The following is a 20,357-nucleotide window of genomic DNA, read 5'->3' on the forward strand; positions in this document are numbered from 1 at the left end:
AGCCCGACGCATCCACCATCGAGCTTCTATTGCACTAACGCCACGACCCTCTCAGGGTGGCCCGACCAGCGCCAACCAAGCGTCGGCCGCGATAGCCCTAGCATCATTCCGCCAAGGGCCGGAGGATGAAGCCAGAGTTGCTCCGGATCTCGACCGCTCCGCTTCTCCTCGCGCGGATCCAGCGTGTGTCCCACGTCGTCCGCCTTCGCCGATCTTTCGATGCGACCGATCTCTCGGCTTTCGGCATACGCCATATAGAAAGACGAGCCTTGGCGGGCGTGATACCTGCCGAGCGTCTTGGTGAAGTCCGTCGGCGTGATGACTTCAAATCGGTCGAGGCGATCAGGCGCGAAGAGAGTGAGGACGCCCGTATAGCCAAAGAGCTCCGAGGTAATCGTCACGAAATTCCGTGTATCAAGACGAAAGACTTCGGCGAAGCGCGTTACCGCGGCTGCCTGGTCGGCCGCGAGCAAAGTCACCTCATAAAGGAAATCAATCCCGCCGGTCGGCTCCACCGTACGCGGGGGAGAGATTACGAAATGGACCGGCTTCCCCTCGATTTCGAACCGGAGAAAATCCTGGCCATTTTCGTGCTGATGCTCAACTCCGACCGACGTGGCATGATGCACCAGTGCACGCGGGTCGAGTGAGGTCGCGCCGGCGCCGAATAGATGAGATCGCCCGCGTCTTGCCAGTTCGTCCGCGACAACGCCGTTGCCTTCCGGCTCCAACAACTCAATCTCGCCGGTCCCGGCACGCAATGTCACTCGTTTGGCGCCCAATCCCCGGACCCGATCCGCAGAGACTTGTTCCGCCCCCAATCGGCGACGCCACATCTCCGCGGCACTTTTGGCATCCGGCGTCGCGATCTGAACGCGGTCGATGGTCAACAACACTTCGCTAACTCGCTTTAGGCGTTGGATCTTTGGGCCCTAGAGTCTGGCGCGGCGAAGGACCGTCGCGAGGTTTGACCTGCGCGACGCATGCTCCGCGACGGCGTATCAGCATTGCCGATCGCGCATGCTAACCGTGCATCTGGGTCAGGAACTTAGTGTTGAGATACGCGTCCATCGCTTCTGTACCACCTTCCGAACCGTATCCGGAGTCCTTGATTCCTCCGAAGGGAGTCTCCGGTAAGGCAAGGCCTTGGTGGTTGATCGACACCATTCCACTCTCCACGATCGAGCCGAGCGCGCCGATCGTCGCCGCTGACTTCGTATACGCATATGCAGCAAGGCCATAAGGGAGCCGATTCGCTTCGACCATGGCATCCTCGAATGTCGAGAACGACGCGATTGGCACAACAGGGCCGAATGGCTCCTCGTTCATAATGCGCGAGTCCAGAGGCACGTCCGTCAGAACCGTCGGTTGAAAGAAGAAGCCATCGTTGCGCAGGCGCCTTCCACCTGTCCGGATGCGCGCGCCGCGCTGAACGGCGTCCGAGACCAGCGCGTCCATCGCCTCGACTCGACGGAGATTAGCTAGTGGTCCCATTTGGGTCGCTTCGTCGAGGCCGTCCCCGACGACGAGAGCTTTGGCAGCAGCGGTGAATTGTTCAACGAAGTCGTCGTAGACCCGTTCATGGACCATGAACCGGGTCGGAGAAACACAAACCTGGCCGGCATTCCTGAACTTTGCCGCGGACAGCAATTTTGCCGCTTGTTTGACATCTGCGTCCTCGAAGACTAGCGCAGGCGCATGTCCACCTAGCTCCATCGTAACGCGCTTCATGTGACTTCCAGCGAGAGCCGCAAGCCGCTTCCCGACTGGCGTCGAACCCGTGAACGAAATCTTGCGAATGACAGGGTGGGCAATCAAGTATTCCGATATGTCGGACGGCACACCGAAAACGAGATTGAGGACACCGGAGGGCAAGCCGGCATCGACATAAGCATTGACCAGAGCTGCACAACTTGCCGGCGTTTCTTCGGGTCCCTTCAGAATCACGGAGCACCCGGCCGCCATCGCAGCTGATATCTTTCTGACGGCTTGGTTGATCGGAAAATTCCACGGCGTGAAGGCGGCGACAGGCCCAACTGGCTCGCGGATCACGACCTGCTGTACGGCGCCGGAACGTGACGGAATGGTCCGACCGTAGGATCGACGCGCCTCCTCCGCGAACCAGTCGATGATGTCTGCGCCGAGCAACACCTCCATCTTCGCCTCGCCCAGCGGCTTGCCTTGCTCGAGCGTCATGATACGCGCGATTGAGGCGGCTCGCTCGCGGAGCTTTTCGGCAGCCCCACGCATCAATTTGTATCGCTCGAAGGAAGACGTCCTCCGCCACAATTCGAACCCGCGCACGGCCGATTCAAGTGCGTCGTCGAGATCGGGGATAGACGCGTGCGCAACTGTTCCGATCAATTTTCCCGTCGCCGGATTCAGGATGGGCTCGACCTTTCCGCTCGTTCCATCGCGCCAGGATCCATCGATGAACAACTTTGTATCGGGGTACATCTGCTCGCGACTTGTCACCATTTCCGTCCGTCCGGTCTATAATTCGTTAAACTGAGGTAGCCGCTGACAGCGACTCCTCGGCGCGCTTTTTCAAGTCGTGCTTTCTAATCTTCCCGTTCGGGGCTACCGGAAGTTGCGGCAAGACAATGATCTGCTGCGGCTTCTTGTATGGTGCGAGCTGCCGCTCCACGAGCGCGAGCAGTTCGGCCACTTCGATGGTGCTTCCAGGGGTCGGCTCAACGAAAGCGATGATTTCCTCGTTGCCCTCGATTGATCGCCCGACTACCGCGGAATTGAGAACCGCCGGATGAGAATTGAGGACAGCCTCGATTTCGGGCGGATAGACGTTGAAGCCGGACCTGATAATTAGCTCCTTCGACCGGCCTTGGACCACCAGTTCGCCGCCCGGCGACCGGCTGACGATATCTCCGGTTTTCAAATATCCTTCGCGATCGATCGCCTCCGCGGTCATGTCCGGCTGACCATAATACCCCAACATCACGTTGGGCCCGCGAACGAGCAGTTCGCCCGCTTCGCCATCGGGTACTTCCCGCCCATCAGGTCCGACGATCTTGGTTTCGATTCCCGGGATTGGCGGTCCGATGTTGATTTCGTTGCTTCCCATGGCATACAGCGTCCGACTGATGGTCGGAGACGTCTCGGTCAGCCCGTAACCATTATGAAGCACCACGCCGAACACTCGCTCGACGCTCTGTCGCAGAGACAGATCGAGCGGTGCCGTTCCGGTATAGACATAACGAAGGTTATTGGGCGTGAGCTTGATATTGTTCTGATCGACGTAAGCGATGATCCGCGACAACATCGCAGGGACGGCATTGAAGGCGGTCAACGAACCATTCACGACGGCGTCGATTGCTTGCGTGAGAGAGAACCTCGGCATGATCCGCAGGTGTGCGCCGACAAACAACATACCTTGCAGCAACGTCAACCCGTACGAATGAGAGATCGGCATAACGCAAAGCGTGACGTCCTCGGGAAAGAGCGTGTTGGTTCTTTTGCCCCGGCCCGCCACGTAAGCGAGGTTGCGATGACTGAGCATCACTCCCTTCGGGCGACCGGTAGTCCCCGTCGTGTAGATGAGAACTGCAACCTGACGGGCGGGATCCTCATAGACCTCCTCGGGAACGGCGCTCGCCTCCAACTTACCGACCTTGATCGCTCCAATCCCCGTGAACGCTTCGGCTTCCGCGCCGCGCCGGCACGCCGCAGCATCTGCTTCCGCCGATATTCCATGCGTATAGAATACGCGTCTGGGCTTGCAATCACCCTCAATGGCGTCCAGTTCGTGCGGGCCGAGCCGTGCGCTCGTCATCACTGCCCATGCATCAAGCCGGCTCGCCGCATACATCAGGACGATGGCGCCGATTGAGTTCTCGCCCACCACCATGACCCGATCACCGGGACGGATCCCTAGACGCGCCAAGTCACCTGCAACGGCCTCGATCGTATCGATCAGTCTCCGATAGGACCAAACGATGCCCCGCTCGTCAGTAAGAGCCGGCCGGGATGCTCCTGCTTTGGCCCCCTCATCCACAATGAGGTGGATGCGTCGCGGCAGGCTAGTCAAATAATCCACTTCCATGGTGGGCCCAATCTTCTTCGCCAGAACTTCCGCATCCAGCTCCTCGACTACAAGCGGCTGCGGATGGCGAGGTTAGTCTGTTGCTGGATTTTCACCGATACTGGTAGGACCAGTTTGGTATGATCACAATCGTATTGTCAAGTGCGTTTTGAGCGGCGCCGCATAACGCGCGCGCCAACGGCCTGAATTTGCACAATCGATCGAAATTGAGCTTTCTAAGCCGCCGCGTCGCGCACGTAACGTGCAGTGCGGGTACGCATAGTCACCAGTTCCTCGGCGGAGGTCGGGTGCAGCGCCATAGTGGCGTCGAAGTCCGCCTTGGTAGCCTTCATCTTTACGGCAATGGCGATGACCTGAACCAATTCGGCCGCGTCCGATCCAACGATATGGCAACCCACGACGCGGTCGCTCCCCGCGTCAACCACCAGTTTCATCAACACCCGCGACTCGCTGCCGGACAGCGTCGCCTTCAACGGGCGGAACGCCGCCTTGTAGACATCAACGATAGCGAACTGCGCCCGCGCCTGCGCCTCGGTGAGGCCCACGGTGCCGACCTGGGGCTGCGTGAACACGGCGGTCGGAATATCGATGTGATCGACCTTGACCGCCCGCTTGCCGAAAACCGTATCGGCGAAAGCGTGGCCCTCACGGATCGCTACCGGCGTCAGATTGAAGCGATGGGTGACGTCGCCGACCGCATAGATATGTGGCACCGAGCTCTGCGAGGCTTCGTTGACGACGATGCCTCCGTTATCCGGGTTGATGGCGACGCCGGCTTTCTCCAGCCCGAGATTTGCGACGGCGGGGTGACGGCCGATGGCGAACATCACCTTGTCGGACGCGATGCTGGAGCCATTCGACAGGTGCGACGTGTACCAATCGTCGTGCTTCTCAATCCCGTCGACCGTGCAACCGGTCAGGATGGTAATGCCGTTCTTCTCCATCTCATCGCGGACATGGGCGCGGACGTCGTCGTCGAAGCCACGCAGGATGTTGTCGCCGCGATAGACCACAGTCACGAGGGAACCCAGGCCCGAGAAGATGCACGCAAACTCCAGCGCGATATAGCCACCGCCCTGGATCAGGATACGCTTCGGCAATTCGGGTAGATGAAATGCTTCGTTCGATGAGATGACATGCTCGATGCCGGGAATGGCCTTGCCGTGGTTCGGTGCGCCGCCCGTGGCGATCAGGATATACTTCGAGCGCACCCTCCTGCCGCCGTCGAGCACCAGCGTATGCGGGTCCTCGAACACGGCGCGCGACTTGATCACCTGCACGCCAGATTTCTCCACGTTGGTGGTGTAGGCCGCTTCCAGCCGGGCGATCTCCTTGTCTTTGTTGGCGATCAGGGTGGCCCAGTCGAACGTCGCCGGCGGAACGGTCCAGCCGAAGCCCGCGGCATCCGCGATGTCGTGGCTGAAATGCGAGGCGTAGGCGAATAGCTTCTTCGGTACGCACCCGCGAATGACGCAAGTGCCGCCCATCCGATATTCCTCGGCGATCATGACGCGGGCGCCATGGCCAGCGGCGATCCGCGCGGCGCGCACGCCGCCCGAGCCGCCACCTATGACAAACAGATCCGTCTCAAAGCTATCCATGCTGGGAAATCAATTCTTTAGGTGGATTTGGCGCGTTTCAGATGCTTCAATTTCCTCAACCTGATATCTACTGAAGCAGGGCGGATTCGACCGAGATCCTCAAGGTTCCTCCAAAGTACTGGTCGACCAATTTGGTCGGCCATGATTAGCTACCGAGGAAATCGAAATCAAGTGGTCGGCAGGACCAGGCAGGATATTTTAGATGACTGAGCGAAATCGAACCGACAAGCTTGAGGCTCCTTCGAACGCCATCGGAAAGATCCTTTCCTTCATCCGTGAGCGCCGCTATCAGCCCTCCGAACGGTTGCCATCAGAACGCGACTTTGCGGAAAAGTTCGACACCAGTCGCGGCGCGGTTCGAGAGGCTCTGGCCGCACTTGAAACCATGCGAGTGATAGAACGGCGCCCAAATTCTGGAATCTATCTGCGAAAGATCGAAGAGAGCAGCATCGATGCTCTAGTGCTTTATGCTGAATCCGGAGTTCCATTCGAGGCCAAGGAAATCGCCGACGTCATGGAGGTCCGGCGCATGCTCGAAGGGCAGGCGGTCAGGTTGGCCTGCACACGCAGGACCGCGGACAACATTCGCGAGATCACCGCCATACTTGAAGAGACCAACAAGCGCCTATCCAAAAAGCAAAGCATAGAGCGCGAGGACGAGGCGTTCCATCTTGCGATTTTTGCTGCAACCAAGAACGACATTTTGCTGCGCGTGGCGAGATCGTTCTACGAACTGTCCAGGCATCGACGGAAGGTCTACTTTGCCGACCAAAATCGAGGTCGACAATCTTATGAGGACCATTGCACCATCTTGGAAGCGATCGAAGAGCGGCGGGTAGGCCTAGCCGAACAACAGATGAACGCTCACCTCTCGCGAACAGTGGAGGCATGGCAATCGCTTCTAGGGGAAACCAAAGTCACAAAACGTTAGTCTTGCCGGGCACCCCGTCCGCCATCTCTACGCGAAATACCCACGGTCTAGCGCGAAGCACGAGGACGTGCTTCGCTCGAACAGTGCCTAACCTTTGAGCGCACCCGCCGTCAGCCCTGCGACGAAATATCGATAGCAGAACATAAAGATAACGAACAACGGCAGAGCAATAAGGGTTGCGCCGGCGAGTATCTCACCCCAACGCAGATCTTGCGCGCCAAGCATTGATGCCAAGCCCACGGGCAATGTCTTGCGATCATCACTCATGATGAGGATGAGCGCGAATACGTAGTCCGCCCAGGACAGCAAAAACGAGAAGATGCCGACCGTAATCAAGCCGGGGGCCGAAAGCGGAAGGACCACCTTGATGAAGGCGCCGAATTGGGAACAGCCGTCCACCATTGCCGCTTCCTCCAGATCGAACGGCATCGATTTGAAAAAGCCCCATAGCAGCCACACCGCCAGCGGCAGCGAAATCGCCAGGTGAGCGATTAGCAGGCCCCACAAGCTATCGGCTAAGCCAGCTATTCGGAACAAGGCGGACATCGGAATAACCAACATCAATGGCGGAAACATGTAGGCGAACAGCATGGACGCGACCAACGTCGTTTTGCCCCGAAACCGTAAACGCGTCGCTCCATAAGCAATGAATGATGACAGCGTCGTCGCCACGGCAATCGTAGCCATAGCCATCATGACGCTATTAACGAAATTCGCCGGATAGTTCGTAAGCTGCAAGAGTGACTTGTAAGAGCTTAGATCGGGTGGCCAGAAAACCAAGGATGAATCCAGAAATAGCTTTTCGGGCGACCTCAGACTGGAGAGGATCATCCAGTAGATCGGGAAGAAGGAATAGATGCAGATTAGCGCAACCGCGGCATACAAACCGACGCGGCCGGCAATCTGCTTCAGCGACTTGCCGTAATACCGCGTCGTTTTCCCGTGCGAGACTGAAGGTGTGGAGTCTGAGATTTCTCTTCCTGAGCCGCTAGAGCTATGCAACATCCGCACCGCTCGTGAACCAACGACGACAGCGGCAGCAGAGCGGGCTTGATTTTGAGTCGACATCGTCATCGTCCCTGCTTGGCCTCGTCGATCGGAAAAACCCTGAGGTAAATCAAGATAATGCTCGCCAACATCAAGAACGAGATGGTGGCGACAGCGGCCCCCCCTCCCAAGTCGAACTCGAGAAACGCTTTTCGGTAGGCCAACGTGGGAAGCGTCTCGGTTTCGTTGAGCGGTCCGCCCTTCGTTAGAAGCCAGATCACGTCGAACTTGTTGAACATCCAGATCCCTCTCAGGAGGATGACCACGATCAACACTGACCTCAATCCTGGCAGCGTGACATGCCAGAATTGCTTCATAACCCCTGCTCCATCGACCCGGGCCGCTTCATACAGTTGAGCCGGAATGGATTGAAGGCCGGCAAGAACACAGGTCACGACAAACGGCGTCCAGATCCAAACGCTAACAAGGACAATAGTCGCCTTCGCGCTCGTTGAATTACCTCCCCAATCGAACATCCCATATCCGAATGACGCGAAGACACTCTTGAGAAGGCCGTAGTTGGGATCAAGAATCCACTGCGTGATGAGGCAGGCGACGACCGTCGGAAGAAAATACGGCACGATTGACAGCGCCCGCACGACAGTCTGCCCCACAAACTGCCTATTGAGGACGAGCGCAATGGTGACGCCGAGAACGACTTGCAGCACGATCGCCGAGATGGCGATCGTGACACCGTTTAACAGCGAGCCCCAGAACAGCGGCTCACTAAGAACCTTCACGTAATTGCCAAGTCCCACCCACTGCGGCGGGTCGATGAACGACGCCGCTGTGTAGAAGGAGAGCTTTATCGAATAGAGGAGAGGTCCGCCAACAATTGTACCGAGTACCAGTACACCCCCGATGAACAAACCGATGATTCGCCAGTCCTGTCGCATAGCCTCGGGCCTCTATTCACCAGTTCCGATGCTCAGCCAATTTTTCGGATTCGATCGGCGGCGGCTTTCACGCAGTCGCTTGACGACATGTTCTTAAGAACCCGATTTTGCAGCATCTCCGGCATAATGTTCGCATCAAAGACCTTGCACGGTCGCAGATCAAACGACGGACCCGTCATATCTATTGAGTTAAGAACCGTCTTGCTGTCTTCATCAATGAACGACTTCATCTGCTCCATCGTCGCCCAATGCTTCTGAATCATCGGATGATTTTTCCACCGTGGATCTTCGTAAATGTCCAATCGCGCCGGTTGGAAATTCATCCAGGCGGAGTGCAGCCAGCGAATATAGTGCGCGTCAATAAACCATTGTAGAAACTTAAAGGCCGCCTCAGTCTGCTTAGTCTTGTAAAGAATAAAGCCATCGAAGGCGAAGGACAGTGCGTTCTGCTTACCAGCACTGTCTGGAGAAGCGAAAATACCATACTTGTTTGCGAGGTCCGGATTGCGAGCTTCCAGCGCCTCGACTACGCGGCCCGAATAGACGGTATGCGCAACCTTTCCCGTCGCGAAAAGACTCATCAGCTCAGCATAGCTGACCGTGTTCATGCCAGCCGGCATCGTTTTATAAAGATCGGCATATAGATCGAGAAAACGGCCGGTCGGTCCGGCATTCCCCGGCGCATCGAGAACGACGTTCCACTTGTCGTCATAAAACTTCGGCGCGTCTGCAAACAAGTTGCCGAAGCTCGCCCAGTTGGTGGCACTGTCACTCGCGAGCGGTATGACGCACCCCCCTCGCTCTATGTTGCCATCCTTCGCGACAGTCAGCGCCCGGCAATTCTCAAGGAACTCGGCCCATGTGTTGGGAACCTTCAGGCCCTTCTCCTGATACAGATCTTTTCTGTAGAAAACCGTCACCAAATTGTAGTCATAGGGATAGAACCAATTTTCTCCCTTATATGACCAGGTTCCCTGCTTCCCCCACGAATATTTTTTGACAAGATCCGTCAACGGCACGATGTGACCCGCCATCGCGTATTGCAAGATGTGCGCAATGTATCCCGCCGTGGCGATATCGTAAGGAGCGCCAGCATTGATGGCCGCCATCGACTTCGCATAACCACCACTAATCGGCGTCGAGTCGACGACGATTTTTACGCCGAACTTGCTCTCGTATTCATTGCACGCATCGCGCAAGGCCGATTGGCTCGCAGCAGTCGTTTCAGCGTTCAAAATGCGAAGCGTTACCCCGGACTGTGCGTTGACATAGGGCGCGGAAAGTGAGCCCGCGATGCCAGCCGCTGCACCAGCCGTCGTTTTGAGAAAACGCCGCCGATCGATGTCGCTCACGTTAGCCTTGGAACTCGGCGCGCCTAAGCTGAGCTTGTCCATGAAGTTCTCTCCCGTTGCCATTTTCGCCTTTCGTCGAGGTCCGCCTCAGTGTCTTGCCGCTCTCGCGCGAGAACAGGTGCAACTTCTCTTGAGACAAATTCACAAAAATTCGGTCGCCCGCCCTCAGCGCATCGTCCCGAGCAAATACCGCGCGGATTTTGTTGCCATCGATCTTACCCAGCACATAGGTTTGCGCGCCGATTTGCTCGACCAAGCCGACTACCAGCTCAAAAGCCGTGGAGGTTTCCGCGCGCTCGATGTGCTCGGGCCTAATGCCAAGCGTGACATCCCTTTCCGCTTCGGAGAATGACTGGGCAGGCAAGTTGACGCTCAAACCGCCGGAGCGCATTACGAGCGCGCCCCCGTCGCGCATCAACCCGCCATCAATCAGGTTCATCTCTGGAGACCCGATGAAAGTCGCCACGAAGGCGTTCGCGGGCCGATCATAAAGGTCAAGCGGACTGCCCGCCTGTTGGATGAATCCGTCACGCATGATCACGATACGATCGCCGAGCGTCATGGCCTCGACCTGATCGTGGGTAACAAATATCATCGTCGCGCCCAATCGGGCGTGTAGCGTCGCAATCTCTTCTCGCGTCCGGACCCGCAGCTTCGCATCAAGGTTCGAGAGGGGTTCGTCGAGGAGGAATACGTCGGGATCTCTGACTAACGCGCGACCAAGCGCTACGCGCTGCATCTGACCACCCGACAATTGGCGTGGCTTGCGCTCCAGCAGGGCCTCCAATCCGAGACTTGATGCCGCGCTGCGCACCCGACGATCGATCTCCTGCTGTGGCGTCCTACGGACCCGAAGGCCGAAGGCCATGTTTTCGAAGACCGTCTTCTGTGGATAGAGAGCGTAGTTCTGAAAAACCATCGCAATGTTGCGATCTTTCGGCGGAAGCGCGGTGACGTCCCTTCCGTCGATCAGAATCTTGCCGAATGTGACGTCATCTAGACCGGCGAGCATTCGCAACGTCGTGGACTTGCCGCAGCCGGACGGGCCGACGAACACGACCAGTTCGCCATCGGCAATATCCAACGAAAAGTCCTGAACGGCCCATGGCCCTCGATCTCCTCCAAAGGATTTCGCGACATTCTGGAGAGTTACTCGCGCCATACAGCCAGACCTTCACGTTCTTCCCGGTATTTTCATTAATTGGTTAAACCAATTTGGCAGGACCGTATGTCGCGTGATGCGCGGTGTCAAGCAGCATTTGGTTTGACCAATCTGGTCGCTCCACATATAGTTAGTGCGGCCTCGCACGGCGCGCGGCTATTTGACCCGCAGACTTCAAGGAAGCGTGATGGCTGGACCGTTGGCAGGTTATCGAGTGCTGGATCTTTCGAGAATCCTCGCGGGGCCTTGGTTAGCGCAGTTGCTGTCTGATCTAGGAGCCGAGGTTTGGAAGATCGAACGCCCTGGCACCGGCGACGATACGCGGCAGTGGGGCCCGCCCTTTCTGCGGAAAGACGGTGGAATTGATACGACCGAAAGCGCGTATTTCCTGAGCGCCAATCGCGGCAAGCATTCGATATGCGTCGATATATCGACTGACGAGGGTAGCGCCATTGTGCGCGCACTTGCCCAGCAAGCCGATCTCGTGATCGAGAACTACAAGGTCGGCGACATGGCGCGTTACGGCCTCGACTACGAGGCGCTTAAAAGGGTCAAGCCTGACATCATTTACTGTTCCATCACCGGCTATGGCCAGACCGGCCCGATGAAGGACGTCGCAGGATACGATATGGCCATTCAGGCCATCGGCGGCCTGATGAGCATTACCGGAGAGAGTGATGACAAGCCAGGCGGGGGTCCGCAGAAGGTCGGGGTTCCGATCGTCGATATTCTCACTGGCATGTATAGCGCCGCCGGCGTCATCTCCGCATTACTGCATCGCGAACGCACCGGAGAAGGACAGCATATCGACATGGCACTGCTGGACGTCCAGGTCGCGGTTCTCGCCAACCAAAATTTGAATTTCCTCACGACCGGCACGCCGCCGAAACGGTTCGGCAACGCGCATCCAAACATCGTTCCATATCAGGTCTTCAGAACCAGCGACGGTTCCTTCGTGCTCGCCGTTGGTAATGATCAGCAATTCCGGAAGTTCTGTGCAGCTACTGGTTTAAGCGGCCTGGCAACCGATAGCCGTTTCGTCACTAACACCGACCGGCTTAAGAATCGTGATCAACTCATCCCCCTACTCGATGCGCATCTGATACAGCAGACGACCCAGCATTGGATTTCCATTCTGGAGCCCGTGGGCGTGCCTTGCGCACCGATCAACCGGCTGGATCAGGTGTTCGCTCACCCTCAGGTTATCCATCGGGAGATGCAGGTCAATCTTCCTCATTCTTCCGGAACAACAGCCCCTCTCGTCGCCAATCCGATAAAGTTTTCCGGAACGAAGATCGAATATGCCAAAGGACCGCCGCGGCGAGGCGAGGATACTGCAAACATCCTCAAGTCGATACTGAAGTACGACTCGGCGGCCATCCAAGATCTAAGTGAGCGACGGATCATCGATATCGGACGTCCCGAAGTCGGCTAGGGGCCAAGAGCCCATATCACTCGTCGAATCGTCTCTTGGTCCGGCTGGATGGCAGGTTTGGCAGGAGCGAGCAGCAAAACGGCGAGCCCTGCGCCGAGGAGCAGGAACGCGGCCACGATCCTCCGGTATTGAAACATGAGACGAGCTCTCCGTTGACTACCAGGCCTTCGTCGCTATAATTGGATCGACCTGATTGGTAGGACCAATTATAGTTTGGCGATGGCTTTTGCAAGTCGGGAAGGCCTGACCTTGGCGAAACTGGTCGCAAAAACGAACCGATCGTCGGCTTTTGAAATAGGGGACGGAGGATGAAGCTCTCGAAATACGATTATATCGTTGTCGGCGCAGGATCGGCAGGATGCGTGCTCGCCGCTCGATTGAGCGAAGATCCCAACGTCAAGGTGTTGCTGCTCGAGGCCGGACGTCCCTCTTCTTCAATCTTCGTTCACATGCCGGCGGGCATTCGCGTGCTCTACACGAGTCCGAAGCATAACTGGCAATTTTGGACCGAACCGCAGACCGAACTCAACAATCGCAAGATCTATATTCCCCGTGGCAAGGTGGTGGGAGGGTCGTCCGCCATCAACTCCATGATTGCGATCCGGGGAAATCCTCAGGATTACGACTCATGGGAAGCGCAAGGCTGTCGTGGGTGGGGGTACGAAAACCTCCGCCCCTACCTTAGAAAAATCGAGGACGCCGCCCAGGTAACGTCCCAGCCCGATCAGGACCGAGGTTATTCGGGTCCGATCCGACTTTCTTATGGCGTGTTGCAGCATCCAATCTCGAAGGCATTTATTGAGAGCGCCAAGTCGGCAGGCCTCCCCGAGAACAACGGCTTCAATGGTCCGTCTCAGATGGGCGCAGGCTTCTACGAACTTACGATTTCAGACGGCAAGCGTTCAGGTGCTTTCAAGTTTCTCGACCAGGGGAAAGGACGAAGCAATCTGACCATCATGGCCAACACTCAGGTTCGGCGCCTCGCGGTCGAAGGCACGCGCGTTCGGGGTGTTGTCATTGACCACAACGGGCGTGAGGTCACCGTTTCGGCCGAACGAGAAGTCTTGCTGACTTCCGGGGCCATTGGTTCGCCGCAATTACTGATGCTGTCAGGAATTGGACCGGCCGATCACCTCCGTTCACTCGGCATCAAGCCGGTGCTCGATTCCGCCGGCGTTGGAAGCAATCTGCAAGATCATTTGGATTGCGCAATTCGATTGGAGGCGTCGCAGCCGATCACACTGACGCCGTACATCGGATTGTTCAGAGGTGCCTTGGCCGGCGCACAATATATGCTCCGAGGCACGGGGCCCGGCACCTCACAGGGGGTCGAAGCCGGAGCCTTCTGGGGGCCCGATAAAACCTCATCGTGGCCTGAGTGGCAGGCTCATCTCATCGTCGCGCTGCGAAACCCGCCGCAGGGCGAGCGCGTCCCGCACGGCTTTGCCATTCGCGTATGCCAGCTTCGTCCGAAGAGTCGTGGAACGCTGCGCCTGCGGTCGGCCGATCCCTTCGTCGCGCCGGCGATCGACCCCCGCTTTCTATCCGATGAAAGTGATTTCGTCAGCATGCAAGAAGGCGTTCGGCAGATGTGCGAGATCATCGATCAGCCGGCGCTCCGAAAACACATTAAGCGCAAACTCGATATCGATCCGTTTACCAGCACGGAATCCCGCAAAAAGTGGATACGAGCCCGCGCAGAAACGATCTACCACCCGGTCGGAACATGTCGCATGGGTGAGGATCGCGACGCCGTGGTCGATAGCAAGCTTCGGGTTCGGGGCATCGACAATCTACGCGTTATCGACGGTTCACTTATGCCGACCGTGATCAGCGGAAACACCAATCTGCCGATCATGGCTATGGCGGAGAAAGCTGCAGAGTTGATTGCCGGGAAGTGACCCAATGTTCTCTCCCTCAATGGCAGGAACAATCTGAAACCCTGCCTTTCATCGCACAGGCCATCGCTTGATTTCCCGTGGTCCCGCTCGTTGTCGGCGGTCTGACGCGAAGGTGTCAGTAAATGGCAGCAAGCGCCTGAGGGCGTCCTCCCTAGACTGCCCGGGGTCCGATGACGGGTCCCGGGCTTCTTTTATGGATTTGAGTACCCTTTTGGACATCACCCGCAATCGTCAACGATGTCCGTGCTGCTCTGACCGTTCGATAAGGAAGGTTTAACCGGGACAGCCGTGCCGGAGATCAAGTACCGACGCCACCTAACCTAGCTCGACATGCATCGCATATTTCAAGACTTCATTGATCATCTTTCGAGCGCTGAAGATCAAGCAGAGCTTTCGGGAGCCATGGCCGTCACAGCCGCGGCTCTCGACCTGTCTTGCTTTGCGTACCTCGCGCTACCGCAAAAGCTCGATGGGACACCCCGTCTTATGTCGACATACCCAAAGGAGTGGACTTCACACTACCTAAGGAGCCACTACGAACGGATCGATCCGGTTATCATGCAGGCGCTACGGGACACCGAGCCGTTTCGCTGGGGAATCGGATCGACCGAACGATATCTTTCGCCGGCACAGAAGCGGTTGCTGGACGAAGCCTCCCAATATGGCATTCGGCTAGGATTCACCGTTCCTATCCATGACGGACACGGCCCCGTTGCCGCCGTCACCTTTGCCGGCAACCAACGGGAAGCTCAATTCGAACGCTTCGTCACGTCGAACCCTCGAATGCTTCAGTTGATGGCGATGTTCTTCCACTCACACGTTCGCCGCAAACTCGCGAGCGATCTTCGTGTTGATGGAGCAGCTTTGTCCGCCCGCGAGTTCGAATGTCTGGAGTGGGCCGCCCGCGGCAAGAGCGCTTGGGACATCGGACGCATTCTGGGAATATCGCATCACACTGCTATCTCTTACCTGAACAACGCGAAAGCAAAATTGGGAGTGCGAACCGTTGTTCAAGCGGCACTACGCGTGGCCGCTGCCAAACGAGAACAGCAAAACTAAGGCGAACTCCTCCCACAACTAGGGGTGATGCTTCTTAGCGTAACTTCGCCTCAAAGAATCATGGCAACCTTGGAGGATGTCATGATTCAGCTCATCACGGAGCCTTGGTACGGCGAATTCTCCCATACGCTCTTTGCAATACACCAACTACGACATCGCGTCTTCAAGGTCCGGATGGACTGGGACGTTCAAATTAGCGGCGACATGGAAGTTGACAAGTTCGACTCGTTGCATCCGGCATACCTCGCCCAACTCTCGGACGACGGCCGGGTACAAGGCTGCGTCCGCCTGCTTCCAACCAAGGGACCGACGATGCTCCGCGACACATTTCCCGCGCTTCTGAATGGTCAGCCGATGCCCATGAGTCCGCAGATATGGGAAAGCAGCCGCTTTGCGATCGACGCTAGACTCGACACACCAAAAGGAGAACACGGAATAGCTTGTGCCACCTACGAGTTGTTTGCTGGCATGGTGGAATTTGGGCTTTCGCGGCATCTGAGCGATATTGTTACCGTTACCGACGCCCGAATGGAAAGGATCCTGCGGCGCGCTGGGTGGCCGCTACGTCGAATCGGCGCTCCCTCTAAGATTGGGAACACTCTCGCCGTCGCTGGATATCTGGATATCTCCAGTGCGGCGCTCGCGAAACTCCGTGGGGCAGGCGGACTTTCCGGGCCAGTGCTCTGGGCGCCTGTATTGCGCGTCGCCTAGAACGGTCGCACAGCGGACCCCTGGGACGCAGTTTCGCCTACTGACGGGCTACAGGCATGATGGAAATCAACAACATTGACAACCAGCAGCGCACGACCGGAATGCCCGTCATCGGCCTGCGCCTGCTTCGGTTTGCAGTCGTTGCCAACGACTGTGGAAGTCTTCGGCAAGCCGCTGAATTACTTTCCATTCCACATTCTGTCGTGAGCCGCTCCATTGGCCAACTCGAGCGCCTAGTCGGGACCAGCTTGTTTGAGCGGTCGACCGCGGGAGTCCAGCCAACACTTGCTGGTAAAGTAGTCGTGCGGATCGCAAGAATGGTGCTGGAGCAGGTTGATACACTCGTTGCAACCGGCAGATCAATTGGTCGTGGCGAAACTGGCCACCTTTCGGTCGGCTTCTGCACGTCGATTTCAGCAGGCAATCTGCGGACTACCCTCCTCGACTTTAGAACGAGATTTCCTCGGATCGAACTCGCTATAGCCGAACGGCCGCGCACTTTGCTTATGAACGCGCTCCGGAGCGGAACACTCGACGTTCTCATCGTTACGAGCGACACGCCATCATCGGACAACAAGACGCTCAGGGTCTGGAGCGAACGCGTCCTCGTTGCATTGCCTGAGGATCACCCTTTGGCGGCGCGCGACGCGGTTTATTGGACCGATCTTCGCGACGAAACCGTACTACTAAGCCATCACGATTCCAGCCGCGAGTTTGAAGATCTCATCATATCGAAATTTGTATCTACGGACGATCGGCCCAAGATCGACCGACACGACGTCAGCCGAAGCATGATCAAGGGTCTCGTCAGTATGAAACTAGGCATTAGCCTCGTCATGGAGTCCGATATGGGCGCGAGTTTCGCCGGACTGAAATATCGCGAACTACGGGACGGGACAGGATCAAGCCATATCGGCTTTTCTGCACACTGGTGCGCTGACAACGAGAATCCAGCCCTCAACCGCTTTCTCGAAATGCTGGCGGAGCGCTATTCCTCCCCATCTCTCGGCGATTGACACGCGCGTCGTAGACGGGCGAATCCTCGGTCAGCCGCCATGAACCGCGCCAGCATCGGCGCGATCAATTTTGTTGGATCGGCGCGCTGACCCGTTTCACGCGCGATTGCCTCCGCGTACGCAGCAAGGTCCCGGTGGACGGATGCAGGCAACTCCGCGGTCACCTTCACCGGCTTGTCGTCTGGGACGGCGGCGATCTTCAGCTTCGTCATTGAGGTTGTCATCCTGTGTAAGGCTCGAGGCGGAGATCCCGGTTGACGATGACACGAACCGGAAAACCCGGGCGGATCGTCAGGGTCGGCTGGATGTTGAGACTGCGCCGAACCACCTGTTGTCCGGTTTGATTCAGTGAGTCCGAGGCGCCGTGTCGCAAGGCCTGGATAATTGCGCTGTCGTTGCTGTTGGTGTCCGAGCCGGCACCCAGTTCGGTCCCGACCGCCAGAAACGTCGATAGGGCCGCAGCCTTGAACAGCTCACCCCAGTGATTGTCGACCTGGTCTTCGAGGCCTGCATACCCGGCAGCGTCAACGCCAGGCTGCCGCTCGAGAACGATAGAACGTCCGTTCGGCATGATCAGCCGGGTCCAGACGAGCAGGACGCGGGACTGGCCGAAAGTGACCTGGCTATCGTAGATGCCGATCAGACGCGCTCCCTGAGGCACAAGCAGAAAGCGGCCGGTCGGGGTATCAAAAACATTTTCGGTTACCTGCGCTGTAACCTGGCCCGGAAGGTCTGATCGGATCCCGGTGATCAGGGCACCCGGAATGACCGTCCCAGCCTGCACGACATACGGTGAGGCCGGCCTGGTGATGCGGTCAGGGCTTACCGTGCGACGGTCCACAGAGGCGTTGACGAAGGCAAGCTTCCGGTCCTGACCGTTTTGCACAGATCCATCGTCGCCGGTGCTCGTTGCGTTCGGTGGCACGACCCGCTCGCTTCCAACAGCCGCAGTCGCGGACGGACGCACTTCTCGTCCATTGGTCGAAGCGAACAGATGACTGATGCGGGCTGCTTCGGTCTCCTGATCCCGGCGCTGCTGGTCCGGATCAGCGCCGCTCGTCGGCGACTGGCCTTGAGCGGCAAGGATCGGTCGACCGAGGTCACCGGGGAGCGGCGGACCAAGCTGCGGGATTGGCTGGCGCGGAACGCCAGCATAGTCCTTCGGCAGGGTCGTAATGCCGTCGGCAACATTGTGATGGTCGGTGCTGTAAAGCTCATCGGCCGCCTGATTTCGAGCACGATTGCTCTGAAGTGACCACAACACTGCTCCGCCGATAACAAGCAGGGCAACCGCGCTCCCGCCAGCCAAGACCTTCCGCGACAACCGCGTCACGCGCGGATGCTCCGCTCTCAAGCGGAAACTTTCGGACTGCTCCGCTTGTGTCTCCGGCGGAACTGCTTGCTCGTGATCGTTTTCATTCCGGGTGTTCATGACGACGGTCTCCCGTCGGTCCTGACAATCCTGACCTTCTGCTGGTGCTCACCGCCGAGCCGGAGTTCGGCGGCCGCAAACAGCCGATCGACGATCAACACATTGCCGTAGGCGCGATAGTTGACGAGTTCTGTCTTGCCGTCTGGGCCGATGACAAAGAGCGGAGGCATTTCGCCCTGCACGATGCCGAGCGGGAATTCGACGTAGACCTTGCGGCCATCGTCATATGCGGCTAGCGGCCGCCAGGGAGGACTGTCGCCTTCGATGGAATAGCGGGAGATACGCTGCGCTGGGTCCGGAAGAACGGGCTTCAGAGCAGCTGAACGCGACCGTTCGCGTACCGTCTCAGGATAGTACCAAGCAACGGATGGCATGTACGGCCGCTCGCGAGAGCGGAGCTCAATCAGGTAGGTGCGCCGGTCAGTATTGACCACCAGGTTGGTCTCGATCGAGGCTCGGGTCGGCTTGACCAGGATATGGACGCGCCGTGTGTCGCCGCTCCCGCTCTCGGTATCGCCCACGACCCAGCGTACGGTATCTCCGGCCGCGATCGGCCCTGATCCCGTCAAAAGTTCTCCTTCCTCGAGCGCGATATCCGTGATCTGCCCCGGCGCGGCGTAAATCTGATAGAGCGCCCCAGGACTGTAGGCGTAGATTTGCGCTGCGTTGAAATACCCTCGCTTGCGCGGTTCGACCCGGGCCGCGCTATTTGCTGTCTCAACCCGGCTCACAGGTTCAGCGTCTTCCTTCCCTCCCGACTTGCCGCCGAGAGCCGGCTTCCAGAGGGGTGGAATGTGAAGCGGTCGCGATCTGTCGTCGAGAGCCACCGGCGTAGCCGGTAACGGAGGCACTTCGGCGTCATAGCTGATCTCCGGAGGAATGTAGGTCGCGCACCCACCGAGCGCCGAGGAACCAAGCAGGAGAGCAAACAAAACTGCTCGCTTCGCGGTCAAGAACGCGGGCCAAGTGGGACCGATCCCGCAGTCCGGGGCGGGGCGCTTCGAATAAACGTCAAACGGCGTCTTGGTCACTGACTCAACTCCTTTGACCAGTTGATGGCGCGGACGTAAACGCCAAGGGGATTCTTGCGCAGGCGTTCGGCATCGCGGGGCATCTCGATCACGATGGTGAGAATTGCGGTCCAGCGTTCGGTCGAGCTCAGCGAACCGTTGTCATAGGTGCGCTGGGTCCATGCGACCCGAAAGCTTTCCGACGACGCGCGAATGACGCTCGAGACGTCGACGGAGATTTGCGCCTTACCGAGCTTGGCAAAGGGGTCATTGTTCCGCGCGTAGTCGTTGAGCGCAGCGGCGCCGCGATCGGTCGTAAAATCATAGGCCCGGAGCCAGTTTTGGCGTAGAACGATGCCGTCGGCCGGCAGACCTCTGACATCCTCGATAAAGCGCGCCAGATGGTAGGCGATCTGCGCATCAGTCGGTTGATAGTCGAAGTTGGCCGGCGCAACCCTCTGGGCTTGGCCAAGATGGTCGACTTCGACCACCCAGGGCGTGATCGACCCATGGCTTGATTGCCAGACCAACCCACCAGCGAGACCGGCTGACAGTATGAGACAACCGAACGCCATCAGCCGCCAGTTTTTGGCTTGCACGCGGGCGGATCCAATGCGTTCGTCCCAAACTTGGGCTGCTTTTTGATAAGGCGTGATCGGTTCGGGCATGCGCCCGTAGTGAACTAATGGTCGTTTGATCATTGATGATTGCCCCTGAGATCAAGTGATCGGCTTTGAGCCGTGT

Annotated in this window: 18 protein-coding genes; 6 read left to right on the forward strand and 12 right to left on the reverse strand. The window is 57.9% G+C overall.

Translation table 11 applies throughout. From position 1 onward, the window contains the following. Positions 1 to 26: 26 nt before the first annotated feature. The 4 genes from I554_RS0106920 to gor form a co-directional block, all read right to left on the reverse strand. Positions 27 to 896 (reverse strand): hypothetical protein, encoded by an 870-nt coding sequence (locus I554_RS0106920; protein WP_006018753.1) that lies wholly within the window; start codon positions 894 to 896, stop codon positions 27 to 29. A gap of 127 nt (positions 897 to 1,023) precedes the next feature. Further along, a complete protein-coding gene (locus tag I554_RS0106925; protein WP_006018752.1) occupies positions 1,024 to 2,478 on the reverse strand; it encodes an NAD-dependent succinate-semialdehyde dehydrogenase in 1,455 nt (484 codons plus the stop codon). Between the two features lie 25 nt (positions 2,479 to 2,503). Next, the gene (locus tag I554_RS0106930; protein ID WP_006018751.1) at positions 2,504 to 4,060 is read right to left on the reverse strand and encodes a class I adenylate-forming enzyme family protein; all 1,557 of its coding nucleotides are present in this window, start codon (positions 4,058 to 4,060) and stop codon (positions 2,504 to 2,506) included. Positions 4,061 to 4,275: 215 nt separating this feature from the next. After that, positions 4,276 to 5,661 carry a glutathione-disulfide reductase gene (gene gor, locus I554_RS0106935; protein ID WP_006018750.1) on the reverse strand — a complete coding sequence of 462 codons (1,386 nt, stop codon included), beginning with the start codon at positions 5,659 to 5,661 and terminating at the stop codon, positions 4,276 to 4,278. 202 nt (positions 5,662 to 5,863) lie between these two features. On the opposite strand from gor, the gene I554_RS0106940 reads away from it, so the two are divergent. Further along, positions 5,864 to 6,592, forward strand: a complete 729-nt coding sequence (locus I554_RS0106940; RefSeq protein ID WP_006018749.1) for a FadR/GntR family transcriptional regulator — start codon at positions 5,864 to 5,866, stop codon at positions 6,590 to 6,592. Between the two features lie 87 nt (positions 6,593 to 6,679). Here I554_RS0106940 and I554_RS0106945 read toward each other — a convergent pair whose 3' ends face one another. From I554_RS0106945 to ugpC, 4 genes are read right to left on the reverse strand one after another with little or no spacing between them, the layout of a single operon-like run. After that, entirely contained in the window at positions 6,680 to 7,660 is a 981-nt protein-coding gene (locus I554_RS0106945) for a carbohydrate ABC transporter permease (RefSeq protein WP_006018748.1), read from the reverse strand. 2 nt (positions 7,661 to 7,662) lie between these two features. Continuing rightward, positions 7,663 to 8,535, reverse strand: a complete 873-nt coding sequence (locus I554_RS0106950) for a sugar ABC transporter permease (RefSeq protein ID WP_006018747.1) — start codon at positions 8,533 to 8,535, stop codon at positions 7,663 to 7,665. 32 nt (positions 8,536 to 8,567) lie between these two features. Then, positions 8,568 to 9,929, reverse strand: a complete 1,362-nt coding sequence (locus I554_RS0106955; RefSeq protein ID WP_006018746.1) for an extracellular solute-binding protein — start codon at positions 9,927 to 9,929, stop codon at positions 8,568 to 8,570. Beyond that, the gene (gene ugpC / locus I554_RS0106960) at positions 9,889 to 11,049 is read right to left on the reverse strand and encodes a sn-glycerol-3-phosphate ABC transporter ATP-binding protein UgpC (protein WP_006018745.1); all 1,161 of its coding nucleotides are present in this window, start codon (positions 11,047 to 11,049) and stop codon (positions 9,889 to 9,891) included. Before ugpC ends, I554_RS0106955 begins: the two co-directional genes overlap by 41 nt. Positions 11,050 to 11,236: 187 nt before the next feature. On the opposite strand from ugpC, the gene I554_RS0106965 reads away from it, so the two are divergent. The 5 genes from I554_RS0106965 (at position 11,237) to I554_RS0106990 (ending at position 17,171) form a co-directional block, all read left to right on the forward strand. After that, on the forward strand, positions 11,237 to 12,484 hold the full coding sequence (locus I554_RS0106965) for a CaiB/BaiF CoA-transferase family protein (protein WP_006018744.1): 1,248 nt from the start codon (positions 11,237 to 11,239) through the stop codon (positions 12,482 to 12,484). Positions 12,485 to 12,792: 308 nt separating this feature from the next. Beyond that, a complete protein-coding gene (locus I554_RS0106975) occupies positions 12,793 to 14,385 on the forward strand; it encodes a GMC family oxidoreductase N-terminal domain-containing protein (RefSeq protein WP_006018742.1) in 1,593 nt (530 codons plus the stop codon). A 330-nt stretch (positions 14,386 to 14,715) separates the two neighbouring features. Further along, positions 14,716 to 15,444, forward strand: coding sequence for a LuxR family transcriptional regulator (locus I554_RS0106980; RefSeq protein ID WP_013500406.1), 729 nt, complete (start codon positions 14,716 to 14,718; stop codon positions 15,442 to 15,444). A gap of 81 nt (positions 15,445 to 15,525) precedes the next feature. After that, positions 15,526 to 16,155 carry an acyl-homoserine-lactone synthase gene (locus tag I554_RS0106985; protein ID WP_006018740.1) on the forward strand — a complete coding sequence of 210 codons (630 nt, stop codon included), beginning with the start codon at positions 15,526 to 15,528 and terminating at the stop codon, positions 16,153 to 16,155. Between the two features lie 56 nt (positions 16,156 to 16,211). Continuing rightward, a complete protein-coding gene (locus I554_RS0106990) occupies positions 16,212 to 17,171 on the forward strand; it encodes a LysR family transcriptional regulator (protein WP_237863168.1) in 960 nt (319 codons plus the stop codon). Here the strand turns inward: I554_RS0106990 and I554_RS0106995 are convergent. The 4 genes from I554_RS0106995 to trbF are packed head-to-tail and all read right to left on the reverse strand — an operon-like array spanning position 17,144 to position 20,314. Further along, complete coding sequence (locus I554_RS0106995) at positions 17,144 to 17,383, reverse strand: DUF2274 domain-containing protein (protein WP_006018738.1); 240 nt, start codon at positions 17,381 to 17,383, stop codon at positions 17,144 to 17,146. The genes I554_RS0106990 and I554_RS0106995 overlap by 28 nt on opposite strands. A gap of 8 nt (positions 17,384 to 17,391) precedes the next feature. Next, complete coding sequence (locus I554_RS0107000; protein WP_006018737.1) at positions 17,392 to 18,603, reverse strand: TrbI/VirB10 family protein; 1,212 nt, start codon at positions 18,601 to 18,603, stop codon at positions 17,392 to 17,394. Continuing rightward, on the reverse strand, positions 18,600 to 19,634 hold the full coding sequence (gene trbG / locus I554_RS0107005) for a P-type conjugative transfer protein TrbG (protein WP_006018736.1): 1,035 nt from the start codon (positions 19,632 to 19,634) through the stop codon (positions 18,600 to 18,602). The genes I554_RS0107000 and trbG overlap by 4 nt, the downstream gene beginning before the upstream one ends. Continuing rightward, positions 19,631 to 20,314, reverse strand: coding sequence for a conjugal transfer protein TrbF (gene trbF, locus I554_RS0107010; protein WP_006018735.1), 684 nt, complete (start codon positions 20,312 to 20,314; stop codon positions 19,631 to 19,633). The genes trbG and trbF overlap by 4 nt, the downstream gene beginning before the upstream one ends. Between the last annotated feature and the right edge of the window lie 43 nt (positions 20,315 to 20,357).

Source organism: Afipia sp. OHSU_II-C1 (assembly GCF_000497575.1).
In the GTDB taxonomy this organism is placed as follows: domain Bacteria; phylum Pseudomonadota; class Alphaproteobacteria; order Rhizobiales; family Xanthobacteraceae; genus Afipia.